Below are 22824 nucleotides of genomic sequence, written 5' to 3'. Positions count from 1 at the left end.
GCGTGCGGGGGTGGGTGTCCGCGCCCCCTTTTTGTCTCGCGTCCGCGCCGTCGAGACTCGCGCCTGCGGCGCATGCGCTTCGACGACTCGGACGCGAGACGGGCCGCGGACGGTCGCTCGTAAGACTCGCTCCGTGGGGGTCGGCTCGAGCGGGAAGGTTCGGCATCGGATGTATGTCCGTCCAACTGCTGCGGCTTGTGCTTGCGGTGCATGCCCTTTCTATGGCGCGGACGCGAGACAGGGCGCGGACGGTCGCTCGTAAGACTCGCTCCGTGGGGGTCGGGGTGCGGCAGCGGTCCGATTCAAGCGGCGTGTGCCGACAACCAGTTTCGCCAGTCGGCGACCAGATCGGTGCGGCTGGTGCCGAGGACATCGCGCATGATGCGGTCCTCGCTGGCCGGGTCCTGTTTGCTTGCGGCGATGCGGCGGTAGAGCTCGACCAGGCGTGATCGGTCGAACTTGTCGGCGATGAATGCGCAGACCGACCAGCCCTGCTCATAGGCCGCGACGGCGCTGGTTCCGGCGAAATCGACGTCGGCCGGGAGATCGCGCGGGATATCCCCGGCGCGGACCCGGGTGGCCACCGTCGGCGCGATATCGGCGAAGCGGTGTCCGGTGCCGAGGTGGGCCACGAATTCGGCGAAGCCCTCGAGCATCCACTGCGGTGCGCCGTCGACGGTCTGGGCGCGGGCCGCGATGTGGGTGAGTTCGTGACGCAGCAGCGTGCGCATGCCGTCGCGGTCGAGGCGGCGTCCGGCGTCGGCGCTGAAGACGACGCGCTGCCCGGTCGGCTGGGTGCCCGGCACGAACGGGTCGGCGACCGAGGCCGCGGCGACATCGGCGGGCATATTGGTCGAACGCACCAGCGCGGCGAACTCCGACGGATTCGATGCGACCACCACCAGCGCGGACTGGGCCCACCCCGCACCCCAGACGTCGGTGACGGCCGTGGTCGCGGTGGCGAGTTCGCCGGCGAGGATATCGATTTCGGCCCGTTGCGCGGGATGACCGACGACCAGTGACTCCTGGTCGTTCCCGGTCGGCACCTGTTCGGTGACGAGCTGTCCGAACGGTTCGAGAGTCCGGCGGACTGCGGTCAGGCGCGCATCGTCATCGGCCGCGGCGCGCACACTGCCGATCGAAGTCGGCTGGGCCGCATGCAATTTCGGCAGTACCCAATTCGGCACCACCAGCAGTGCGCCACAGGTGCCGGTCAGCACGATCACCATCGCGACCGTGGCCACGAATTGGAAGCGTCGCCGCATGAACAACCACGTGCGGGCGCGCCGCAAGCTACTCATAGCCGATCAGTATCGCCGAGCCGAGTGATAAGGCGTCGACCCCAGGGGTGCGACGGCGACCGGAACGCCGAACGTCGACGCGTGCAGCATGAGTCCATTGCCCGCGTAGATGCCGACATGGGAGATATCGGAGTAGAAGAACACGACATCGCCGGGTTGCAGATCGTTCTTGTCCACCGGGGTGCCGTAGGAGGCCTGCTGGGAACTGGTCCGCGGCACATCCTTGCCGACCTGTTTGAAGGCCCATTGCACGAGGCCGGAGCAGTCGAACTGGTGCGGTCCGGTCGCGCCCCAGACGTACGGATCGCCGATGCGGGTGAGTCCGGCGGCCAGCGCGCTGGTGCCACTGCCGGGAACCAGGCCGTGCAACAGGGTGTCGGTATCGAATCCGGGCGGGAAGGGCGATCCGGCCAATGCCGATTTGTCCTTGGTGGACAACTGGCCCCAGGCCTCGACCACCTGCGCGATGGACCCCGACAGGACGGACCGCTTGCGCTCGAGATCGGCGCGCACCTGATCGGCCTTGTCGGAGGCGGCGCGGGCGGTGTCGGCGGCGGTGCGCGCGGACTTCTCCGCTTCGGTCGCGGCGGCGGTGGCCCGCTTATAGAGGTTGAGCTGCTCGGAGTTCTTCGCCGAGATCACGTCGATGGTGGACATCTGGTCGAGCAGCCGCTGCGGTGAATCGCTGAGCAGGACGGCGGAGAGCCGGTTGGTGCGTGCGCCCTGATAGGCGGCGATCACGGTGCGATCGATGATCGGCTGGAACTTGCGGACTTCGTCGCGCGCCGCATCGGCGGTCTGCGTGGCATCGGCGAGTTTGGCGTCGGCCTCGTGCAGGACGGCGAGTTTGGTGTCGAGATCGGCCTGTGCGCCGAGCGCCTGTTGATTGAGCTGTTCGGATTCGCGCGACAGGTCGATCATGCGCTGCACGGCCTCGCTGGCCGTGGTCGGTAGGGCGGCCGGATCGGCCCCGGCCGGACTGCCGCTGTAGAGCGCCGCGGCCAGGACTCCCGCCGCTAATGTCCCTCCCACCAGACGTTTCGTGCGATGTCTCCGGTGATGTGTCACAGCGCGCCAGGCCCGTTTCTCTCGTGAAGCGACTTCTCGCCTCCGTGAGCTGCGGCAACGTTTTCTGCGGACGCCGCAACCCGGGAAGGTCTCGATTAGGTTACGGAATGGCGTAGGTCCGTGTCCAGTAGGCCACAAAACGATCACCTATGCCATCCGGACGCCCGGCCGTCGGGACGGCCGGGCGCGGAGATCGGAAGGGTCGCTCAGAAGCGGCGAGCACCCGCGACCGGCATCGAGGAGATCGGCGCGAGCTTCACCGGGGTACCGGAGGTGGAGGCGTGGACGACATTGCCGTCCCCGGCGTACAGGCCGGAGTGGCTGCCGCCGTAGAACGACACCAAGTCGCCGGGCTGCAGATTGTCGAGGGAGACCGGGGTACCAGCGGCGAGCTGCTCACCGCTGGTGCGCGGCAGCTCCAGGCCGGCCTGCTCGTAGGACCACTTGACCAGGCCGGAGCAATCGAAGGCGTTCGGGCCCGCGGCGCCGTAGACGTACGGGGCGCCGAGCTTGCTCATCGCGGCGTCGAGGGCGACATCGCCGAGGGACTTCTTGGGAGCCAGGAAGGGCAGCGGCGCCGGGGCGCCGGGCACCTCGATGCCGGGGATACCCTGCGGGATCGGGATCTCGTTCGGAATGTCGAACGTGCCGACGCCGGGGATGGTGACCGGCTGGGCCGATGCGGGCGCGGCGGGCAGCAGGAGGGCGCCGAGCGTGGCAGCTCCGACGGCTCCGGCCGCGACGGCACGCTGTGCATGTCGCTTGACGGTGTTGGTCGCCATGGTGCGGTCCTCCCAATCTGCCCCACGACGCCGCACCCGGTGGTGCAGCGGACTTCTGTTCGGACACCGTCGGGTGGTGCGCCGGACTCCGTGAGGTCTCGAAAAGGTTACGAACGCATCACGGTGGTTTGTAAAGTCGAAGAGATCCGAAATGGCGATGCTCAACAAATTTGCCGCGGATTATGTGCGAGATATGTCACAGCAATCACGAAACAATAACGACCGGCAATTATCCGAGGGCGTTGTCGTTGCCGCCGAGCGTGGGGCCAAGTGACGGCAGTGCGTCCCAGACGCGGTGTTTCTCGGGATTTGCCCAGGTCGGAATGGTATATCGAACTGCTATCGATCGGGTGGGTCGAACCGATCGGTCTTTGCCGGCGCGTCGGTGGCAGCGCGCCGAGGGGTCGACTCCGGACCTCCGGGCGTGTCCGGCAGATTGATGCAATTTTTAAAATGATGTGACCTGCATCACTTTTTGGTGTTCTAGATCATTTTGTGGGAATCGGAGCGAAATCCTCGTCGCGCAATTCGGTATTTCCGTCGCGAAATCCGAGGTGGCGTTCCCGGGCGTTCCTGTCGTACCGAGGCCCTACGCTGCACGCCGTGCCAGATCCGACGCCGCGCCAGGCCACCGCACGGCAGCTGGCCTTCGACGAGCTCGAGACACCGCTCTACGACACCACCTTCGTGATCGTCGACCTGGAAACCACGGGCACCAGCCCGGACGGCGATGCCATCACCGAGATCGGCGCGGTGAAGGTGCGCGGCGGCGAGGTGCTCGGGGAGTTCGCGACGCTGGTGAATCCGGGGCGGGCCATCCCGCCCGCGATCGTCCAGATCACCGGGATAACCACCGCGATGGTCTACGAGGCGCCCCGGATCGAGGCGGTGCTGCCGGGTTTTCTCGAGTTCGCCAAGGGCGCGGTGCTCGTCGCGCACAACGCTCGCTTCGATATGGCATTCCTGCGCGCCGCCGCGGCTCGCATGGATACGCCATGGCCGAGCGGACCCGTGGTGTGCACGGTGAAGCTGGCACGACGCGTGCTCGCTCGCGACGAGGCACCCTCGGTCCGGCTCGGCGTGCTCGCGCCGCTGCTGGGTGCGACCACGCAGCCGAACCACCGTGCCCTCGACGATGCGCGGGCCACCGTGGACGTGCTGCACGCCCTCATCGGCCGGGTCGGCAATCTGGGCGTGCACAGCTTGACCGAACTGCTCGACTATCTGCCGAATGTCACACCGCGCCAACGTGCCAAACGGGTCCTCGCCAATGATCTGCCATCGAGTCCCGGCGTATATCTCTTCCGCGGGCCCTCGGATGAAGTCCTATATATAGGGACAGCGGTGAATCTGCGTCGCCGGGTGCGCAACTACTTCACCGGATCCGAGACCAGGGGCCGGATGAAAGAGATGGTGTCGCTTGCCATTCGGGTCGACCATGTGGTGTGCGCGCACGGCCTGGAGGCCGGGGTGCGCGAACTGCGACTCATCGTCGCGCATACCCCGCCCTATAACCGGCGCTCGAAATTTCCCAAACGCGGTTGGTGGATCACGCTGACCGAGGAACCGTTCCCCAGATTCGCGATCGCGCGCACACCGACCGCGGATGCGTTGGGACCCTTCCCTTCTCGGGCCGATGCCAACGATGTCGCACTCACCATCGCCGAGCACAGCGGCCTGCGCACCTGCACGACGCGACTGCCACGCGACGGTCGCCACGAGTGCCCGCCCGCCGTGGTCGGCGGGTGTCCGGCGGCCGTCGATGGCAGCCCTATATATAGAGAGGAATACGAACCCACTGCGGCGGCCGTTCGGGCGCTGTTCGCCGGGCATGCGGATGCGCCGCTGCGCGCCATGTTCGACCGCATCGAAACCCACTCGCACGCCGAACATTTCGAGGCCGCCGCCCGATTGCGCGACCGGACCGTCGCGGTAGTTCGCGCCCTGCAGCGCACGCAACGACTGTCCGCGGTAGCGCGGATCGCCGAATTGATCGCGGCGCATCCGGACGGTGTGGGCGGCTGGGAGTACGCGGTGATCCGGTACGGGCGGCTGGCGGGGGCGGGGACCTCGGTGCGGGGTGTGCCGCCGATGCCGGTGATCGAACGCATTGTCGCGGCGGCGGAGACCGTGCTGCCAGAGCTTGCGCCGCCGCTGCGCGGCGCGTCGCCGGAGGAGGTCGGACTGGTCATGCGGTGGCTGGGGCGGCCGGGCGTCCGGATCGTGCGCACCAGTGACGGATACGGCGAACCGATCTGCGGGGCCGGGCGCTGGGCGGGGTGGGCGGAGCTCGCCGATGCGGCTCGCGCCCAACTCCCGGAGCAGGACGCCGAACTCGCGGAGTACCGGCGCGGCGACCGCCTAGGCTGACAGCCATGATTACCGCGATCGTGATGATCCAGGCCGAGAACGCCCGCATTCCCGAGACCGCGCAGGCGGTCGCCGACACCGAGGGCGTTACCGAGGTCTATTCGTGCGCGGGCGATGTCGACCTGATCGCGATCGTGCGGGTGCGCGACCACGAGCAGATCGCCGAGGTGGTGACCGGCCGCATCGACAAAACCCCCGGCGTCGCACGGACCACCACCCACATCGCCTTCAAGTCCTACTCCAGTGCCGACATCGAAGCGGGCTTCTCACTGGGCGAATGAGCACAGCGGCCGAGGTCGGGGACCGCACTTCTCATGGGCTGGTCGCAGGGGACGGATCCGAGGAGTCCGCGCATGAGCAGGCGCGGGGCTCAGGGGACCAGGATGGAGGAGCCGGAGAAGGTCCCGGAAGCGCCGGAGAGGAGTACGGCGCTCGCTTCGCCCTTGCATCCGACCAAGGGGTAAACGGTGACGGCGGCGTCGGTGTGGTTCTCGATGGCCAAGGGGGCGGCGCTGCCGCCGATCTGCATACACCCGGACGGCGTGTGGTACACGGTGCCGTTGACGACCAGGCTGCCCTGCGCCGCGTGCGCAACGGGTCCGGTGGCAACCGCCGCCGCGATCGCCAGCACGCCTAGTGCCGCGTAAACGCCCCGCTTCATGTCTGTGCTCCTAGCCGCTAGAGACCGGCGGTGTAGGCCCGACGTCGAGCACGGGGCAACGCCGGATGCCGTCGTCACTGTAACCGCTTCGGCCGGGCGGTGCTGACCTGCGGCGCACGATATGCGTCGGGCGCGGTGCAGGTCAGTTGTCGGCGAGGGTATTGGTGAGTTTGGCCCAGCGGTCGAGGAGGGCGGCGGATTTGCCCGCGTCGATGGCCTCGGCGGCGCGTTCGATGCCCGCCGCCAGTACGTCGTGCACATCGGCGTCGGGATCGCCGATGCCACGTGACAGCTCGTAGGCGACGATGGCGGCGGCGGAGTTGAGCAGTACCGCATCGCGCACCGGGCCCGCGGTACCCGCGAATACGCTGCGCGCGACGCCCGCATTGACCTCGGCATCGCCGCCGCGCAGCGCGTCCAGATCCACCCGGGCGATGCCGATGCGGGTCGGGTCGATGGTCGTCTGCCGCAGTTTTCCACCCGATACCACCCATGCGTCGGTGGTATCGGAGGTGGTGATCTCGTCGAGGCCGTCGTTACCGCGCACCACGATGGCACTGGCGCCACGTTCGGCGAAGACCCCGGCGATCACCGGAAGCAGATCGGGAAACGCGCAGCCGACCAGCCCGGCCCGTGGTTGCGCGGGGTTGGTGAGCGGGCCGAGCACATTGAAAACGGTGGGGATGCCGATTTCCTTGCGGGCGGGACCGGCGAAGCGCAGTGCGGGGTGGAACAGCGGCGCGAAACAGAAGCCGATGCCGACCTCGCGCACGCAGCGAGCCACGGACTCGGGTCCGAGCGCCAGCTTCACGCCCAACGCCTCGAGCACATCGGCGCCGCCGCTCTTCGAGGAGGCCGCGCGGTTGCCGTGCTTGACCACCGGAACCCCGGTCGAGGCCACCACGATCGAGGACATGGTCGAGATGTTCACCGAACCGGATCGGTCGCCCCCGGTCCCAACGATGTCCACCGCATCACCGTCGACATGGACCAGACGGGCGTGGCCGAGCATGCCAGCGGCCATTCCGGACAGTTCCGTGGGAGTCGGGCCCTTGATCTTCATCGCGACACCGAATGCGGCGATCTGAGCCTGCGTGGCATTGTCGGTGAAGATCTCATTGATCACCCATGCCGTATCGTCCGCCGCCAGATCGCCACCTTCGGCAATGGTCCCGAGCACCTGGGGCCAGCTGCGCGCGCTCATGCCTGCGCCTCGCCAGCGCTCGGCTCCGGCATGACCGTGCCGGGCACGGCTGTGCCGATCGTTCGGTCGCTGCGCTCCCTCATATCCGCTTCTCCCGTCACCACCGGTTCGCGCACCAGTTTGTCGCGCTAGAGCCTAGTTGGCGAGACGTTATTACCGCTGCGAGGTCGCCGAACCGGGCTGCAGCGCATCCCAGCCATCCGCGACGCCGTCGTGGCGCTGTGCGAGACCGGCCATCCTGGAACGTTCCTGCGAACAATGCAGCGCATCGAGCAACTGGACCCGTTGCAGGATCAGCGATTCCAGTTCGTGCGGACTCGGATCCGCGGTGCGCGGGGCCGCGGCGTACCCCTCCTGGGCTGCGATGCCGCACACCTGAGCCACCTCTTCGGGCGGCAGCCGCAGGTGATGGCGCAGCAGTGCGGGTGCGTCGGGATCGAGAGCCGAGGCGCGCGCGAGTGTCGTCGAACACGCCTCGGCATCATCGAAGCATTCCGCGACGACTACCAGATCGGAACGGGTCGGATCGAGCGATTCGGGTTCGTTCCCGCCGAATAGTCGTCGCAACCACCGCGTCACATCTGCCTCCTGATCTCAGCTTTTACTTACCAACGTCTGTCATGCTCGCGCACGGCGCAATGCAGTTCGGCCGACTCTCACCACGCAGCGCGCCCCTACCGCTCGGACGTGGACCTTCGGGGCCGCCGACACGCTGTGTCGCGGGCCCGGCAAATCGAACACGAGACCCCCTCTGTCCGTGCGTTTTCCGACACGGGAGGACAAGTTTCGCACCCGGGTACTTGTGTCGTACTACGACGAGTCATACTTACCCCCGTGACGACCGCAGTAGGGACCCCAGGATCGGCCATTACTCAGCGTGTGCATTCGCTGAACCGGCCCAACATGGTGAGCGTCGGTACCATCATCTGGCTGTCCAGCGAGCTGATGTTCTTTGCCGGGCTCTTCGCGATGTACTTCGTCGCGCGCGCCCAGGCCCACGGCAACTGGCCGCCGGAACCGACCGAGCTGAACCTGAAGCTTGCCGTGCCGGTCACCACCGTGCTGGTCGCCTCCTCGTTCACCTGCCAGATGGGTGTGTTCGCGGCGGAGAAGGGTGACGTGTTCGGCCTGCGCCGCTGGTACGTCGTCACCCTGATCATGGGCGCGTTGTTCGTCGCCGGTCAGGGCTACGAGTACACCAACCTGGTCAAGGAAGGCACCTCGATCTCGAGCAGCGCCTACGGCTCGGTGTTCTACATCACCACCGGCTTCCACGGTATGCACGTCATCGGCGGTCTGATCGCCTTCGTGTTCCTGCTGATCCGCACCAAGGTCAGTAAGTTCACCCCCGCACAGGCCACCGCCGCGATCGTCGTCTCGTACTACTGGCACTTCGTCGACATCGTCTGGATCGGGCTGTTCGCCACGATCTACTTCGTCCGCTGAGCGGGCCAGTACCCCCAAATCTTTTGCACAAGTCGGTTCCGTCTACTCCAAAGGGACACAGATGAGTTCATCTCCCCCGTCAGCGCCAGAGCCCGCCAGCCCCCGCGCGGCGATCAGCCGCCAAGACGTCGCGGCCGGCCAGGCCAGCAGGACGCGTAAGCAGCGCCGCATGCGGCGTCGCATTGCGGGCGGGCTTGCACTGCTGGTGGGCCTCGTCGGAGCCGGATTCCTTGCCACCGCGATCACGCCGGACCCGCAGGTCGCGACCGCACACGAGGACCAGTCCGCGCTGATCCGCGACGGCAAGCAGCTCTACGAGACCTCCTGCATCACCTGCCACGGCGCCAACCTGCAGGGTGTGCCCGATCGCGGTCCGAGCCTGATCGGCGTCGGCGAGGCCGCCGTCTACTTCCAGGTCTCCTCCGGTCGCATGCCGATGGCGCGCAACGAGGCCCAGGCCCAGCGCAAGCCACCGAAGTTCGACGCCCACCAGATCGACGCGCTCAGCGCGTACGTCGCCTCCAACGGCGGCGGCCCGAGCGTGGTGCGCGACGCCAACGGCGAGATCGCCCAGGAATCGCTGCGCGGTCCCGATATCGCCCGCGGTTCGGAGCTGTTCCGGATGAACTGCGCGTCCTGCCACAACTTCACCGGCCGCGGCGGTGCGCTGTCCTCCGGTAAGTTCGCCCCGCCGCTGGAACCGGCGAGCGAGCAGCAGATCTACGACGCGATGCTCACCGGCCCGCAGAACATGCCGAAGTTCTCCGACCGGCAGCTGAGCCCGGAAGAGAAGCGCGACATCGTCGCCTACGTCAAGAACGCGACCGAGGAGAAGAGCCCCGGTGGCTGGGACCTCGGCGGGTTCGGTCCCGCGACCGAGGGTCTGGCCATGTGGGTGGTCGGCATCACGCTCGTCGTGGGTGCCGCGATGTGGATCGGATCCCGTTCATGAGCGAAAACAAGGAGCCAAACGACATGGGTCGGCCGGATGAGGGCCACGACGGCGCGGAGCCGTCGAACGAGCAGGTGAATTCCACACCGGCTGAGCCCACCGAGGAAGAACTCGACGCGATGTCTCGCGACGAGCTGGTCAAGCTCGGCACCGAGCGCGATGGTGTCGATGTCGCCTACCGGCGGGAGCGGTTCCCGGTGCCGGGCACCCGCGCCGAGAAGCGCGCCGAGCGCCAGGTCTCGTTCTGGTTCGCGGTCTCCGGTATCGCCGCCGCGGTCCTGGTCGGGGTGTTCCTGTTCTGGCCCTGGGAGTTCAAGGGCACGAACGAGGAGGGCCACGCCGCCTACTCGCTGTTCACCCCGCTGGTCGGCCTCAGCTTCGGTATCTCGGTGCTGGTCATCGGCGTCGCGGTGGTACTGATCCGCAAGAAGTTCATCCCCGCCGAGCTGTCCATTCAGGTGCGCCACGACGGGCCATCGCCCGAGGTCGAGCGCCGCACCCTGGTCGCCGAGTTGCAGGATGCGCTCGACACGTCCACGCTGGGTCGCCGCAAGATGATCACCCGGACCGCGGGCGCCGGTGTCGGCGTGCTCGGTATCGGTGCGCTGCTGGTCTTCGTCGGCGGCATGATCAAGAACCCGTGGGCCAAGGGCGACAAGTCGCCGCTGTGGGTCTCGGGCTGGACCCCGGACTTCCCGGGCGAGACGGTCTACATCCGTCGCGATACCGGTCGTCCGGAGGACGTGATGCTGGTGCGTCCGGAGGATCTGGACGCGGGCGCCATGGAGACGGTGTTCCCGTGGAAGGAGAAGTGGCGCGGCGATGAGCATGCGACGCTGCAGTCCCTGCGCGGTATCCGCAACGCTGTCATGCTGATTCGGCTGCGCACCCAAGACGCGCAGTCGGCCATCAAGCGCAAGGGCCAGGAGAGCTTCAACTACGGCGACTACTTCGCCTACTCGAAGATCTGCACCCACCTCGGTTGTCCGACGTCGCTGTTCGAGTCGCAGACCAATAAGATCCTGTGCCCCTGCCACCAGTCGCAGTTCCTGGCGACCGAATGGGCTAAGCCGGTCTTCGGTCCCGCCGCTCGCGCACTGCCGCAGCTGCCGATCACCGTCAACTCCGAGGGCTACCTGGTCGCCGCCGGCGACTTCATCGAGCCGCTCGGACCGGCCTACTGGGAGCGTCGTTCATGAGTCGGGTTGCAGCCCAAGCCCACGCCGCGGACGAGCGGTACCGCGCCGCCGCGTTCATGAAGCGGTCGATCAACAAGGTCTTCCCGACCCACTGGTCGTTCCTGCTCGGCGAGATCGCGCTCTACAGCTTCATCATTCTGCTGCTGTCGGGTGTGTATCTGACCCTGTTCTTCGATCCGTCGATGAGCGAGGTCGTCTACAACGGCGCCTACCAGCCGCTGCGTGGTGTGACCATGTCGCGGGCCTACGAGACGGCGCTGAACATCACCTTCGAGGTGCGCGGCGGTCTGTTCGTGCGCCAGGTGCACCACTGGGCCGCACTGCTGTTCGCGGCGTCGATCATCGTGCACCTGTTCCGCATCTTCTTCACCGGTGCGTTCCGCAAGCCGCGTGAGGCGAACTGGGTCATCGGCTGCCTGCTGCTGATCCTGGCGATGTTCGAGGGCTTCTTCGGTTACTCGCTGCCCGACGACCTGCTCTCGGGTACCGGTCTGCGGGCCGCGTTCGGCGGTATCACGATGAGTATCCCGATCATCGGCACCTGGATGCACTGGCTGATCTTCGGCGGTGACTTCCCGGGCGACATCATCATTCCGCGCCTGTACATCGCGCACGTGCTGCTGTTCCCCGGCATCATCCTGGCGCTGATCGCCGCGCACGTCGCGCTGGTCTGGTACCAGAAGCACACGCAGTTCCCCGGTCCCGGCCGCACCGAGAACAATGTCGTCGGCGCGCGCATCGTGCCGGTGTTCGCCTCCGACCAGGGCGCGTTCTTCGCCTTCACCCTCGGCATCGTGGCGATGCTGGCCGGTGTGCTGCAGATCAACCCGATCTGGAACCTGGGTCCGTACAACCCCTCGCAGGTGTCGGCGGGTTCGCAGCCCGACTTCTACATGATGTGGACCGACGGTCTGGCCCGTCTGATGCCGCCATGGGAGCTGTACCTGGGCCGCTACACGGTGCCCGCCGTGTTCTGGGTCGCGCTGATCATGGGCCTGGTGTTCACGGTGCTGATCCTGTACCCGTGGATCGAGCAGCGCCTCACCGGCGACAAAGTGCACCACAACCTCCTGCAGCGTCCGCGCGACGTGCCGGTGCGCACGGCGATCGGTGCGATGTCGATCGGTTTCTACGTGGTGCTGACGCTGTCGTGCGTCAACGACATCCTGGCGCTGAAGTTCGACATCTCGTTGAACGCCACCACCTGGATGGGCCGCATCGGCCTGCTGGTCGTGCCGCCGGTCGCGTACTTCATCGCCTACCGGTTCTGCATCGGTCTGCAGCGCAGTGACCGCGCGGTGCTCGAGCACGGCATCGAGACCGGTGTGATCAAGCGACTGCCGCACGGTGAGTACATCGAGGTGCACCAGCCGCTCGGCCCGGTCGACGACCACGGCCACCCGATCCCGCTGGAGTACCAGGGTGCGACGGTGCCCAAGAAGATGAACAAGCTGGGTTCGGCCGGTCAGCCGGGCACCGGTAGCTTCCTGCGCGCCGACCCTGCCCACGAGATCGAGCAGGCCTTCGAGACCGAGCACGCGGAAGAGCACAAGCAGCTCGCCGTGCTGCAGCGGGTGCAGGAGCAGGCGAACGGTCGGAACGGCAACCACGGCCACTGATCGGTAGCTCGAAAGCAGCAGGCCCCGAGTCGAATGTATCGGCTCGGGGCCTTTTGCTTTCCCGTTCGTCAGCGGCGGCGGGCGGCCTCGATGGCCTCGAATTTCGCGAGGTTGTGGCGGGCGTCGGCGAGGGCGTCGTGGGCGTCCGGAGGAACCGGGGGGAGTTCGGGACGGCCGTGCGCCTCCCAGTGCTGGCGCAACTCGTTGGTGTAACGGGGCAGGGCGTTGGGGAGTTCGACCATGGAACCCCAGAGTTGGCACAGGGCGACGTGATCGTAGGCGGCGACCCAGGCCCACAGTTCCGGGGTGACGCTGGGGCGCGGAACCAGGAATTCGTAGAGATCTTTGCGGATCTGCTCGCGGGTGCGCCACAGCGGCGAGGACGGTGACGGAAGCTGCGGCAGCACGTAGCGGCGCACCCAGGGGCCCGCCCGCTCGGGATCGAATTCGGTTGAGACGGCATAGTATTCGCGGCCGTCCTCGCAGACGACACCGATCGATATCAGGTCGATCGTCGAACCGTCCTCGATGAATTCGCAGTCATAAAAATATCGAAGCGAGATCGGTCTCTCCTCCAAAGATCGGTACGGTGCGGCGCTAGTGCCCGGCTATTCACCCTAGGTGGGCAGAATCCACCCCTGAGACCGGGTACCTGCGCAGGCCCGAGGGTCCGTATTCTGTACGGGTGAACTGGACCGTCGACGTACCGATCGATCGCCTGCCGGAGCTGCCGCCGCTGCCCGCAGAGCTGCGTAGGCGGCTGGACGATGCGCTGGCGCGTCCGGCGCTGCAGCAGCCATCGTGGGATTCGGAGCAGGCGGCGATTATGCGCACCGTACTCGAGAGCGTGCCGCCGATCTGCGTGCCCGCCGAGGTGGAGGAGTTGCGCGGGCAGCTCGCGGAGGTTGCCCGCGGCGAGGCTTTCCTGATGCAGGGCGGTGACTGCGCGGAGACGTTCGCCGACAACACCGAACCGCATATCCGTGGCAATATCCGGACCCTGCTGCAGATGGCGGTTGTACTCACCTACGGCGCCAGCCTGCCGGTGGTCAAGGTCGCGCGCATCGCCGGACAGTACGCGAAGCCGCGTTCCTCCGATACCGATGCGCTCGGCCTCAAGTCCTATCGCGGCGACATGGTGAACTCGCTGGTCGCCGATGCCAAGGTGCGTGAGCACGATCCGTCGCGGCTGGTGCGTGCCTACGCCAACGCCAGTGCGGCGATGAATTTGGTGCGCGCGCTGACCGGTGCGGGCATGGCCGATCTGCATCGGGTACACGACTGGAACCGCGATTTCGTGGCCAAATCGCCCGCGGGCGCACGCTATGAGGCGCTGGCCGAGGAGATCGACCGCGGCCTGGCCTTCATGACCGCCTGCCGGGTGAACGACCCCAGCCTGCAATCGGCCCGCATCTACGCCAGCCACGAGGCGCTGGTGCTCGACTACGAGCGCGCCATGTTGCGCCTCGGCGAGAACCCGGCGGGCGAGCCGGTGCTCTACGACCTGTCCGCGCACTTCCTGTGGATCGGCGAGCGCACCCGGCAACTCGACGGCGCGCATATCGCCTTCGCGGAACTGCTCGCCAATCCGATCGGCCTGAAGATCGGCCCGACCACCACACCGGATCAGGCCGTGGAGTACGTCGAGCGTCTCGATCCCAATAATGAGCCGGGCCGGTTGACCATCGTCTCCCGCATGGGCAACACCAAGGTCCGCGATGTGCTGCCGCCCATTATCGAGAAGGTGCAGGCGACCGGGCACCAGGTGATCTGGCAGTGCGACCCCATGCACGGCAACACCCACGAGGCCTCCACCGGCTACAAGACCCGGCACTTCGACCGGATCATCGATGAGGTGCAGGGCTTCTTCGAGGTGCACCATGCGCTGGGCACCCACCCCGGCGGTCTGCACATCGAGCTGACCGGCGAGGACGTCACCGAATGCCTCGGCGGCGCGCAGGACATCTCCGATCTGGATCTGTCCGGTCGCTACGAGACGGCGTGTGATCCGCGGCTGAATACTCAGCAGTCGCTGGAGCTGGCCTTCCTTGTCGCCGAAATGCTGCGCTGAACAAGGTCTTTCGATCGAGGGGCAGGAGCGCCGCACCGGGTGTGCGGCGCTCCTGTCGTCTTCGGGGTATCGGCTGGCCGGATCAGGGTAGTGCGGTGAGGGCGACCGTTGTGCCCGCCTCGACATTGCTGCCCCCGCCGGGGTTCTGGCCGATCACGACGGAGCTGTCGGACGGGGTGAGCTGGCGCACCGTCACCTGCAGGCCGAGGGCCTGCAGCTTCGAGCGGGCATCGCCGACGCTCTCGCCGATCAGCAGGGGCACCTTGACGGCACTGGAGACGATCAGCGTGACGCCGTCACCGGACTGGAGCGTGGTGCCCGCGGCGGGATCGGTGCCGATCACCTTATCCGCCTCGATGGTGCGATCGAACTGAGTTCTGGTCTCGCGCACCGTGATTCCGGCCGCGGTGAGCACCTTATTGGCTTCCTCGGTGGTCTTGCCGCGCACATCGGGCATCTTGACCGGCTGAGATCCCTTGCTGCGGTACACCTTCACCTGCGCGGACAGCGGAAGTACCGTTCCCGGAGCGGGGTCCACCTTGGCCAAGGTGCCCTTGGGCGCCGAACTGCCGGTTTCGCCCGAATCCACCGGTTGCAGTCCGGCATCGCGGATGAGCTGGTTGACCTTGGAAATCTCGTCGCCCGCTTTGATATCGGGCACCCGCGGTTTGCCACTCGAGATCAGCACGGCCACCGTCGACCCCTTGGTGACCTTGGAGCCCGCCGAGGGATCGGTGCCGACCACGCCGCCGACCGGAATGGTGTCGGAGGTCTTCTGTCGGAGTTCGGTGGAGAAGCCCGCGTTCTCCAGTGCCGTGACCGCGCTGGCCTGATCCTTCCCGGCCACCGACGGAACCGCCGAATAGCGACCGAAGCCCAGGTACCAGCCACCGATCCCGACCAGCAGGGTCAGGGCCGCGACGATGGCGACCCACAGCAGTACCGTGCGGCGCGATTTCATGCGGTCGTCCGCGAACGGCGACGGCTGCGGCGATTGCGACGGCGGGTACTGATCGCGCGGGCCGTAGGTGTTCGGCGGCCCATAATTGTCGGGCGGGCCGTAATCGGGGACCCGGGGCCGTGGCGCGGTGACCACCTTGGTGTGCTGCATCGACTGCGGTACGGGCGGCGCCGCGGCCCTGGCCTGCTGCTGATTCGGCGCCGCGACCTGGTAGCTGGCGCTGAGATGTTCGGCCGAATCCTGCGGTGCTGGGACCCGATACGGCGGCAGACTCAGTGCGACGCCGATCGAATGCAGTTCGGCCGCCATCTCGCTCGCGTCGGCGAAGCGGTGTCCGGGTTCGCGGTTGGTGGCGCGCGCGATCAGTTCGTCGAACTCCGGCGGCACCCCGGAGATGAATTCGCTCGGGCTCGGCACATCGTTCTCGATCCGCTGATATGCCACCGACAGCGAGGTGTCGCCGGTGAACGGGACCTGCCCGGTGAGCAGTTCGAAGATCAGGATGCCGAAGGAGTAGACGTCACTGCGGGAGTCCGCGGTGCCCGTCGTCACCTGCTCGGGGGCCAGGTAGGCCGCGGTACCGAGTATCACGCTCGCCGAGGTCGTCTTCGCGGCCGCGACGGCGCGCACCAGGCCGAAGTCGGCGATTTTGACCTCACCGGAATCGGAGATCAGCACATTCTCCGGTTTGATATCGCGATGGATCAGTCCCGCCGAATGCGCGACACCGATCGCGGCCAGCAACGGCTCGGCGACCGCGCGCACCGCGTGCGGGGGCATCGGACCGCGCTCGCGCAAGAGTTCACGCAGCGTGCCGCCCTCGACCAATTCCATGATCAGGAATGGGTGTTCGCCGTCCACGCCCTGGTCGTAGACGGCAACCAGGGATGGGTGCTTGAGCTTGGCGACCGCGCGCGCCTCGAATTCGAACCGGGACAGGAACTGCGGATCGGCGGCGAACTTCGGATCCATCACCTTGATGGCGACCGGGCGGTCCAGCCGGGTATCCACGCCTCGGAAGACCATCGACATCCCGCCCCGCGCGATCGGCGCGTCGATGCGGTAGCGCCCCTCCAGGATTTGCCCGATCAAGTGATGTCCTCCGGCTTTCACAAAGTTCGCACCCCTCGCTCAGTGCGAGACGGGCGATCGACCGCTTCGTGCGGCTCGCCCACGATGGTATCGGCGATCGCCGCCCGGGTGTCTGACGCCGTGCGGCGCGGGACCGTCTACCGTTATCCGCGTGAGTGCATTTCCTTGCAGTGATGATGTTCTTCCTGAGTCGGTGGCGGTGATCCCGCTGCCCGAGGTGGCCGACAAACTCGGGCTCGTGGTGACCCGGGTGCATCAGATGCTGCGCGACCATCAGCTGCTCGCGGTGCGCCGCGACGGCGTAGCGGGCGTGCCCGAGCGATTCTTCGACGATACCGGTGCGATCGTGAAGTCGCTGCCGGGCCTGATCACCGTCATGAAAGACGCCAAGTACACCGACGAGGAGATCCTGGAGTGGATCTTCACCGACGATGCCAGCCTGCCGGGTAAGCCCGTCGACGCCTTGCACGGCCCGCTGGCGCGCGAGGTAGTGCGCCGCGCCGCGGCGGAGCCCTTCTGATTTTTCGGCCGCGCGGGCGCGGTCGCTGCTAAGGCTCGCCCCGTGGCGGTTGCAAGGACGGTAATGCTGCGGGGTCAGAGCCGAGCGCGGTGCAGCGTTGCGGTGGCGAACTCGGCTGCGGCAATCCGCAGCCTGCGGTGGCGGGGGACCACCGCACGCCCCGCGAAAACCGCGTAGTCGGCGTCCTCGATGCGTTCGAGGATGCCAGCGTAGAGAGTGCTGGCGGTGCGGATGGCGGGGCGGACTCGGAGGTCGAGCAGGTCGATGCCCGGGTTGGCGATGCGGTAGAGGTCGCGGTTTATCGCGATCAGATGTGCCAGCGCGCGGCGGACCCGTTGATCGGTGTGTCCGGTGCGGCGGCAGTGGGCCAGTAGGTCCGCGTGCACGCCGAAGGCGGCCAGTTCGTCGGCGGGGAGGTAGATACGGCCGCGGTCCAGGTCTTCGGCGATATCGCGCAGGAAGTTGGTGAGCTGGAATGCCTCGCCGAGCGCCGCAGCGGCGGGTTCGGCCTCGGCCACCGGTACCACCGTGCCGAGTACCGGCAGCAGCTGCAATCCGATTGCGGCCGCGGAACCGCGCATGTATTCGCGCAGGTCGGTCATGGTGGCATAGCTGGCGTGGAAGTGTGCGGTGCCGGGCACATCCATCCGCATGGAGTCCAGGAAGGTCCAGAAGTGCTGGGGCGCAATATCATAGCGTCGAATGGTGTCGGCCAGCGCGATCAGTACATTGGTGCGTTCGGCGGGTCCGTGCACCGCTCGCACGCCTTGCTCGAGTGCCACGCGCAACTGTTTCTCGACCAGATCCAGTTCACCCGCCGGGCCGTGCTCGGCGTCGAGCGTCGGGTGATCGACGATATCGTCGACGATCCGCGCGAACGCGTACAGCGCGTGCACGGCGGGTCTTCGTGGCGCGGCGAGCAGTCGGGTGGCCAGGAAGTATGTGCGGCCGTGCGCGGCGGCGATTTCGCGGCAGACGCGGTACGCCGCGGCCAGTTCGGCATCGCGCGCGATACCGGCGGATAGCTCGACCTCGGTCATGACCGGGTGACGGCGACCGGATCGCTCTCCGGTGGGGTGGCGCGCAATCGCAGTGGGTCCACGGTCCGCAGCGACAGCGCCGCCACCACGGCAGCGAAGGTGGCCGCGGTGACATGCCAGAAGCTGTAGAGCCCGATCGAGCCGTCCGGCTGGAAGACCAGCATCAACCAGGTGCACAGTCCGACCAGCACCATCAGCGTTGTGGTCGACAGCGCGAATCCCGCCGCCAGCGCCAGCGGCCAGGAGTAATACCAGGGCAGTGCGGCGGGCGAGAGGATGACGATGGCGACGAAGGCGATCAGGATGCCGAAGACCGCTTCGCGCTCGCTGTGCCGGAATCGCCACCAGGTCCAGGCCAGCACGGCGACGAGGGCCACCGCACATAGCGCACGGGTCACCACCAGCACCGGATCCATTGCGAACGGCGTCACCCAGCGCACCATATGCGCCATGATCGTGGGCAGCGAGAGCCAGTTGATGATCTTCTTCGAGCCCGAGAGCGCGGTCAGCCAGCCGATGCCGACACCGGCGATGGCCGAGGCGGCCACGAACACCGCCGCGAAGACGCTCAATCCGAGTCCGGCGATCTTGGCGAACATCAGCGCCGGATGCGGCACTTCCACGCTCGGTCGCGCGGGTTCGGCGGCGTCCTCGACGTGCTGGGTCGCACCCGGTGATTGCGCGGCGCGTTGCAGCGCGCGGCGTTCGCGTTCGTGCAGCATCCAGATCCACACCAGGAACGGCAGCGCGACGCCAGCGGTCGCCTTGATGGCGACGCCGATCGCGACGACCACGATGCCTGCCACATGATGGCGCTCGAGCACCAGCGCGATACCGGCGCACATCAGCCCGACCATGAGCATTTCGTTGTGCACGCCGCCGATGAGGTGGATCAGCACCAGCGGATTGAGCACCGCCAGCCACAGCGCGACGGTCGGTTTACCACCGAGATGTTTGGTCAGATATGGCACCGCCCACATCATCAGCGCCAGACCGGGCAGCATGACCAACCGCAGCGCGATGGTGCCCGCGACCACGTTATCGCCGGTGATCGCGGTGATGGCGCGGCCGAGCAGCAGGAAGATCGGGCCGTAGGGTGCGGTCGTCGCGGTCCAGACCGGGCTCACATTGTCCAGCAGCACACCGGGATTGGCGACCGGCGGGGCTACATAGGGATCGAAGCCGTCGCGCAGCAGCGCGCCCTGTGCCAGATACGAATACGCGTCGCGGCTGAACATCGGCACCGCGAACAACAGCGGGAAGATCCAGATGCCGACGATCGCGCGCAGTTCGTTCAGCGTGACTCCGGCATCGGGCCGGTCGCCGAATCCGATCGTGGTGCGGCCCAACCGCACCCATGCGGTGATCATCAGCAGCACCCCGACCCAGATGACCATGGTCGACAGCACATAGCCGTGCCCGAAGCGCAGCCAGGACAGATGCATCGACTCGAGCAGCGGATCGCGTTTGCGGACGCTGCCGGCCCCGAATCCACCGAAGGTGATCATCAGCGCGCCGAAGAAGCCGAGCAGCGCCGAATGGCCCTCGGGGCTGCGGGCGAAATCCGCGGAGGTCCGCATCCAGGTGCGGAATCCGGGCTCGGCTACGGGCGGGGTGGCACGGCGCGCCGGAGTGCTCGATGGGCGCGCCTCGGCTTCGGTCGCGGTGCTCGCGTTGTCGGTGGGCACGGGAGCCGTCGTCTCAGGGGGATGCATGTGGTGTCGGTCCCCCCGGGGTGTGGTCGGCGGTCGCAACCGCTGGTGATCAGGTCGGCCGTTAGTTTATCGGCTTGCCGGGAACACTATCCCGCTGGTGCTCGGGGATTCATCCCGAGCGGGCCGCGCGGCACCGGTGATCCGGTTTGCCGCCAGTTTTCCGGATAGCAGCGTGGTCGGCACGCCGACACCCGGAGTGGTGCCACAACCAGCGATAACCACATTGTCGCTGTCGCCGGAGAAATTGCGCGGCCGAAACGGTCCGGTCTGCCGGAACAGATGTGCGGCGGAGAAGGGTGTGCCCGCCAGCATGCCTTGGTCGCGCCAGGTGCCGGGTGTGTCGAGATGGTCGACGGTGAAATGTTCGGCGATACCGTGATAGCCACGCGCTTCCAGGACGCCGAGGAGTTCGCGCAGGTAGGAGGGGCCGAGCCGGTTCCAGTCCAGCGGTGCGGCATCGAGGTTCGGGCAGGGGGCGAGCAGGGAGAACGGTTCGTATCTGCCGTCTGCGCGGTCGATGTAGAGGGTCGGATCGGTGAGTGCGGGCCGGGTGAGCAGCAGCGATGGGTCGCTCATCAGACGGCCCCGACCCGGCCGCGCCGCAATCTCGTCGAAGGTGCGAGCCCAGGCGTCGCCGAAATCGATGGTGTGGTGGGCCTGGATCGGCCAGGTCTGCGCGATTGCCACCGGGATGGTGCCGTGTGCGACGACGGCCGACGGGGCGGCGCGCAGTCGGCGGCGACGGCGCACGCCGAATTGTTCGAATGAGCCGAGGTCGGCGGTGAGAACCACGGCGTCGCAGTCGAAACCGCGGCCGTCGGCGGCATGGACCTTGCTGGCCCGGTGGTTCACGTACTCGATACCGGTGACCTCGGTGTTCAGCTCCAATGTGCCGCCTGCCGCGGTAAAGGCGTCGGCGAGCGCGGCGGTGACGGCGCGCATACCGCCTTCGGGGAAGTAGACACCGAGCGAGGTGTCCATATGTGGGATCGCGCCGTAGACGGCGAGCGCCTTCGCGGGGGCCATGCCCGCGTACAGGGCCTGGAAGGTGAACAGCCGGGCCAGCCGTGGATCGCGCAGGAACCGGCCGACGCGCGGGCCGAGTCTGCCGAATCCGCCCAGGCGAACGAGTGTCGCGAGTGCTCGGCGTTTGGCCGGGTAGCGGACCATATCGAGCGGCGAATCGAAGTTCGTATCCATGAACTCGCCGAATTCGGCCTGGTAGATCCGCGCCAGCCAGGCCCGCAGCCGTCGGTAGCGCAGCGCCTCGGCATCGCCGCACCCGCGGGCCACCTCGATGGCCATCGCCTCGGGGTCGGCGAAGACCCGCAGCGTGGAGTCGTCGGCGAAGCGGGCGTGATAGCTCGGGGTGAGTTGGTGGATGCGCAGCGGCGGGGTGCAGCTTTCGCGGGTCTTGCCCACGGCCGCGAGTGCGTCGTCGATCAGCTCCGGCAAAGTGAGTACCGTTGCGCCGGAGTCGATTTCGTAGTCGGGGCCGCGATACAGCCCGACTCGGCCGCCCGGATGGTCGGCGCGCTCGAGCAGGGTGACGGTGCGACCCGCGCCGGTCAGATACAGCGCCGCGGCGAGCCCGGAGAGGCCGGCGCCCACCACCACGACGCGATCGGTCGGTCCCACAACGGTTTTCATGAAGATCTCCTCGCGATTCGTCGCTAGTGCGTGCGACTCGTCGCGGCCAGGGCCATGGCGCGCAACCGCTCCTTGGCGGCAGGCGTCGCGGTACTGGATGCCAGTGCGGCCAGACCCTGTTCGGTGAGTTCGGTGATGCGGCGCTCCACCTCATCGACCGCGCCGAGGTCGGTGATCACCCTGCGTAGGTGTTCGACCTGGTCCGCGGTCAGATCGGTACCGATGCTGGTGCGCAGCAGGGCGGCGGCGGCCGGGTCGGTGACGTCCGCCCGCTGTAGCGCCTCGGCGACCAGCACGGTGCGCTTGCCCTCGCGCAGGTCGTCGCCGGACGGTTTGCCGGTGACCGCGGGATCGCCGAAGACGCCGAGCAGATCGTCGCGCAACTGGAAGGCGATACCGATATCGGTGCCGAAGGTGCGGTATGCCTCGATCAGCCGCGGATCGGCGTCCGCGAGTGCGGCACCCAAGTGCAGGGGGCGTTCCACGGTGTAGGCGGCCGTCTTGTACCGGTTGATGCGCAGTGCTGCCGTGACCGATTCGTCGCCCGCCGATTCGCCGTGGATATCGAGCAGTTGCCCGCCCAACACCTCGGTGCGCATCAGCGCCCAGACCGGTGCGAACCGGGCGATGGCTGCGGCGTCGAGTCCGGCGGCGTGCACCAGGTCATCGGCCCAGGCCAGCGCCAGATCGCCGATCAGGATGGCGACGCTGGTGCCGAAGTGTTCGGAATCACCGGCCCAGCCGCGGTCGCGATGGCGCTGTTCGAAGTCGACGTGCACGGTGGGGAAGCGGCGGCGGGTTCGCGATGAGTCGATGATGTCGTCGTGGATCAGCGCGCAGGCCTGTACCAATTCGAGTGCGGCACAGGCGTTCAGGACCGCGGCGGCGGCCGGGCCGGTGGGGTCGCCGCCCGCGCCGAGCCAGCCGGTCCACGCGAAGGCGGGTCTGGTCCGTTTGCCGCCGCGCAGTACGAATTGCTCCAGCGCGTCGGCGGCCTGGACGAAGACCGGACCGAGCGGTTCGACCGCGGGGCGCCGGGTGCGGAAGAAGGCTTTGAGGGCGTCCTCGACCGCCGCGACGAATCCGGGGGTGCCCGGCGTCGGCAGTAGGTTTGCGGGCGGGGTGCTCCGAGGCGTCTGGATACCGGTTCCGGCGGACAGGGGAGCCTCCAAG

Annotated in this window: 20 protein-coding genes; 8 read left to right on the top strand and 12 right to left on the bottom strand. The window is 67.4% G+C overall.

The features are described from left to right. Positions 1–302 precede the first annotated feature (302 nt). The 3 genes from ACWEO2_RS41550 to ACWEO2_RS41540 all read right to left on the bottom strand — a co-directional run bounded on the left by ACWEO2_RS41550 (position 303) and on the right by ACWEO2_RS41540 (position 3151). Positions 303–1301, bottom strand: coding sequence for a hypothetical protein (locus ACWEO2_RS41550; protein WP_452410405.1), 999 nt, complete (start codon positions 1299–1301; stop codon positions 303–305). Positions 1302–1307: 6 nt separating this feature from the next. Continuing rightward, a complete protein-coding gene (locus ACWEO2_RS41545; protein WP_452410404.1) occupies positions 1308–2333 on the bottom strand; it encodes an NlpC/P60 family protein in 1026 nt (341 codons plus the stop codon). Between the two features lie 242 nt (positions 2334–2575). Beyond that, entirely contained in the window at positions 2576–3151 is a 576-nt protein-coding gene (locus tag ACWEO2_RS41540; protein ID WP_452410403.1) for a C40 family peptidase, read from the bottom strand. A gap of 603 nt (positions 3152–3754) precedes the next feature. On the opposite strand from ACWEO2_RS41540, the gene ACWEO2_RS41535 reads away from it, so the two are divergent. Both ACWEO2_RS41535 and ACWEO2_RS41530 read left to right on the top strand, forming a co-directional pair. Further along, entirely contained in the window at positions 3755–5521 is a 1767-nt protein-coding gene (locus tag ACWEO2_RS41535; RefSeq protein ID WP_452410402.1) for a DEDD exonuclease domain-containing protein, read from the top strand. A 5-nt stretch (positions 5522–5526) separates the two neighbouring features. Beyond that, the gene (locus ACWEO2_RS41530; RefSeq protein ID WP_452410401.1) at positions 5527–5802 is read left to right on the top strand and encodes an Lrp/AsnC family transcriptional regulator; all 276 of its coding nucleotides are present in this window, start codon (positions 5527–5529) and stop codon (positions 5800–5802) included. Positions 5803–5891: 89 nt separating this feature from the next. Here ACWEO2_RS41530 and ACWEO2_RS41525 read toward each other — a convergent pair whose 3' ends face one another. From ACWEO2_RS41525 to ACWEO2_RS41515, 3 genes are all read right to left on the bottom strand, one after another. Further along, positions 5892–6182 carry a hypothetical protein gene (locus ACWEO2_RS41525; RefSeq protein ID WP_452410400.1) on the bottom strand — a complete coding sequence of 97 codons (291 nt, stop codon included), beginning with the start codon at positions 6180–6182 and terminating at the stop codon, positions 5892–5894. Positions 6183–6324: 142 nt separating this feature from the next. After that, entirely contained in the window at positions 6325–7386 is a 1062-nt protein-coding gene (gene trpD / locus ACWEO2_RS41520) for an anthranilate phosphoribosyltransferase (RefSeq protein ID WP_452410399.1), read from the bottom strand. A 153-nt stretch (positions 7387–7539) separates the two neighbouring features. Then, positions 7540–7965 (bottom strand): ribonuclease E inhibitor RraB, encoded by a 426-nt coding sequence (locus ACWEO2_RS41515; RefSeq protein WP_452410398.1) that lies wholly within the window; start codon positions 7963–7965, stop codon positions 7540–7542. Between the two features lie 255 nt (positions 7966–8220). Between ACWEO2_RS41515 and ctaE the strand changes: the two genes are divergently transcribed. The 4 genes from ctaE (at position 8221) to qcrB (ending at position 12602) form a co-directional block, all read left to right on the top strand. Further along, entirely contained in the window at positions 8221–8832 is a 612-nt protein-coding gene (gene ctaE, locus ACWEO2_RS41510; protein WP_452410397.1) for an aa3-type cytochrome oxidase subunit III, read from the top strand. Between the two features lie 61 nt (positions 8833–8893). Continuing rightward, positions 8894–9784, top strand: coding sequence for a cytochrome bc1 complex diheme cytochrome c subunit (qcrC, locus tag ACWEO2_RS41505; RefSeq protein WP_452410396.1), 891 nt, complete (start codon positions 8894–8896; stop codon positions 9782–9784). Between the two features lie 23 nt (positions 9785–9807). After that, positions 9808–10983, top strand: a complete 1176-nt coding sequence (qcrA, locus tag ACWEO2_RS41500) for a cytochrome bc1 complex Rieske iron-sulfur subunit (RefSeq protein WP_354961033.1) — start codon at positions 9808–9810, stop codon at positions 10981–10983. After that, positions 10980–12602 carry a cytochrome bc1 complex cytochrome b subunit gene (qcrB, locus tag ACWEO2_RS41495; RefSeq protein WP_452410395.1) on the top strand — a complete coding sequence of 541 codons (1623 nt, stop codon included), beginning with the start codon at positions 10980–10982 and terminating at the stop codon, positions 12600–12602. Before qcrA ends, qcrB begins: the two co-directional genes overlap by 4 nt. Before the next feature lie 68 nt (positions 12603–12670). Here the strand turns inward: qcrB and ACWEO2_RS41490 are convergent, their stop codons facing one another. After that, positions 12671–13180 (bottom strand): polyadenylate-specific 3'-exoribonuclease AS, encoded by a 510-nt coding sequence (locus tag ACWEO2_RS41490; RefSeq protein WP_452410394.1) that lies wholly within the window; start codon positions 13178–13180, stop codon positions 12671–12673. Between the two features lie 107 nt (positions 13181–13287). Between ACWEO2_RS41490 and ACWEO2_RS41485 the strand changes: the two genes are divergently transcribed. Then, entirely contained in the window at positions 13288–14673 is a 1386-nt protein-coding gene (locus ACWEO2_RS41485) for a class II 3-deoxy-7-phosphoheptulonate synthase (protein ID WP_452410393.1), read from the top strand. A gap of 82 nt (positions 14674–14755) precedes the next feature. Here the strand turns inward: ACWEO2_RS41485 and pknB are convergent, their stop codons facing one another. Beyond that, complete coding sequence (gene pknB / locus ACWEO2_RS41480) at positions 14756–16726, bottom strand: Stk1 family PASTA domain-containing Ser/Thr kinase (RefSeq protein ID WP_452410392.1); 1971 nt, start codon at positions 16724–16726, stop codon at positions 14756–14758. Positions 16727–16877: 151 nt separating this feature from the next. On the opposite strand from pknB, the gene ACWEO2_RS41475 reads away from it, so the two are divergent. Then, on the top strand, positions 16878–17246 hold the full coding sequence (locus ACWEO2_RS41475; RefSeq protein WP_452410391.1) for an Rv2175c family DNA-binding protein: 369 nt from the start codon (positions 16878–16880) through the stop codon (positions 17244–17246). Between the two features lie 74 nt (positions 17247–17320). Here ACWEO2_RS41475 and ACWEO2_RS41470 read toward each other — a convergent pair whose 3' ends face one another. From ACWEO2_RS41470 to ACWEO2_RS41455, 4 genes are all read right to left on the bottom strand, one after another. Beyond that, entirely contained in the window at positions 17321–18286 is a 966-nt protein-coding gene (locus tag ACWEO2_RS41470) for a phytoene/squalene synthase family protein (protein WP_452410390.1), read from the bottom strand. Then, the gene (locus ACWEO2_RS41465; RefSeq protein WP_452410406.1) at positions 18283–19866 is read right to left on the bottom strand and encodes an alpha-(1->6)-mannopyranosyltransferase A; all 1584 of its coding nucleotides are present in this window, start codon (positions 19864–19866) and stop codon (positions 18283–18285) included. Before ACWEO2_RS41465 ends, ACWEO2_RS41470 begins: the two co-directional genes overlap by 4 nt. Positions 19867–20067: 201 nt before the next feature. Further along, positions 20068–21651, bottom strand: coding sequence for a phytoene desaturase family protein (crtI, locus tag ACWEO2_RS41460; RefSeq protein WP_452410389.1), 1584 nt, complete (start codon positions 21649–21651; stop codon positions 20068–20070). 23 nt (positions 21652–21674) lie between these two features. Then, complete coding sequence (locus tag ACWEO2_RS41455; RefSeq protein ID WP_452410388.1) at positions 21675–22823, bottom strand: polyprenyl synthetase family protein; 1149 nt, start codon at positions 22821–22823, stop codon at positions 21675–21677. Position 22824 lies beyond the last annotated feature (1 nt).

It is taken from the genome of Nocardia sp. NPDC004278 (assembly GCF_053602975.1).
Note: the sequence above shows the minus strand (reverse complement) of the source record. Positions and strands in the feature narration are given on the sequence as shown.

Bases quoted from the DNA above. Each gene is read 5' to 3' on its own strand.
- ACWEO2_RS41550 (WP_452410405.1), bottom strand. From the start codon at position 1,301: ATGAGTAGCTTGCGGCGCGCCCGCACGTGGTTGTTCATGCGGCGACGC.
- ACWEO2_RS41540 (WP_452410403.1), bottom strand. From the start codon at position 3,151: ATGGCGACCAACACCGTCAAGCGACATGCACAGCGTGCCGTCGCGGCC.
- ACWEO2_RS41530 (WP_452410401.1), top strand. From the start codon at position 5,527: ATGATTACCGCGATCGTGATGATCCAGGCCGAGAACGCCCGCATTCCC.
- ACWEO2_RS41525 (WP_452410400.1), bottom strand. From the start codon at position 6,182: ATGAAGCGGGGCGTTTACGCGGCACTAGGCGTGCTGGCGATCGCGGCG.
- trpD (WP_452410399.1), bottom strand. From the start codon at position 7,386: ATGAGCGCGCGCAGCTGGCCCCAGGTGCTCGGGACCATTGCCGAAGGT.
- qcrC (WP_452410396.1), top strand. From the start codon at position 8,894: ATGAGTTCATCTCCCCCGTCAGCGCCAGAGCCCGCCAGCCCCCGCGCG.
- qcrA (WP_354961033.1), top strand. From the start codon at position 9,808: ATGGGTCGGCCGGATGAGGGCCACGACGGCGCGGAGCCGTCGAACGAG.
- qcrB (WP_452410395.1), top strand. From the start codon at position 10,980: ATGAGTCGGGTTGCAGCCCAAGCCCACGCCGCGGACGAGCGGTACCGC.
- ACWEO2_RS41470 (WP_452410390.1), bottom strand. From the start codon at position 18,286: ATGACCGAGGTCGAGCTATCCGCCGGTATCGCGCGCGATGCCGAACTG.
- ACWEO2_RS41465 (WP_452410406.1), bottom strand. From the start codon at position 19,866: ATGCGGACCTCCGCGGATTTCGCCCGCAGCCCCGAGGGCCATTCGGCG.
- crtI (WP_452410389.1), bottom strand. From the start codon at position 21,651: ATGAAAACCGTTGTGGGACCGACCGATCGCGTCGTGGTGGTGGGCGCC.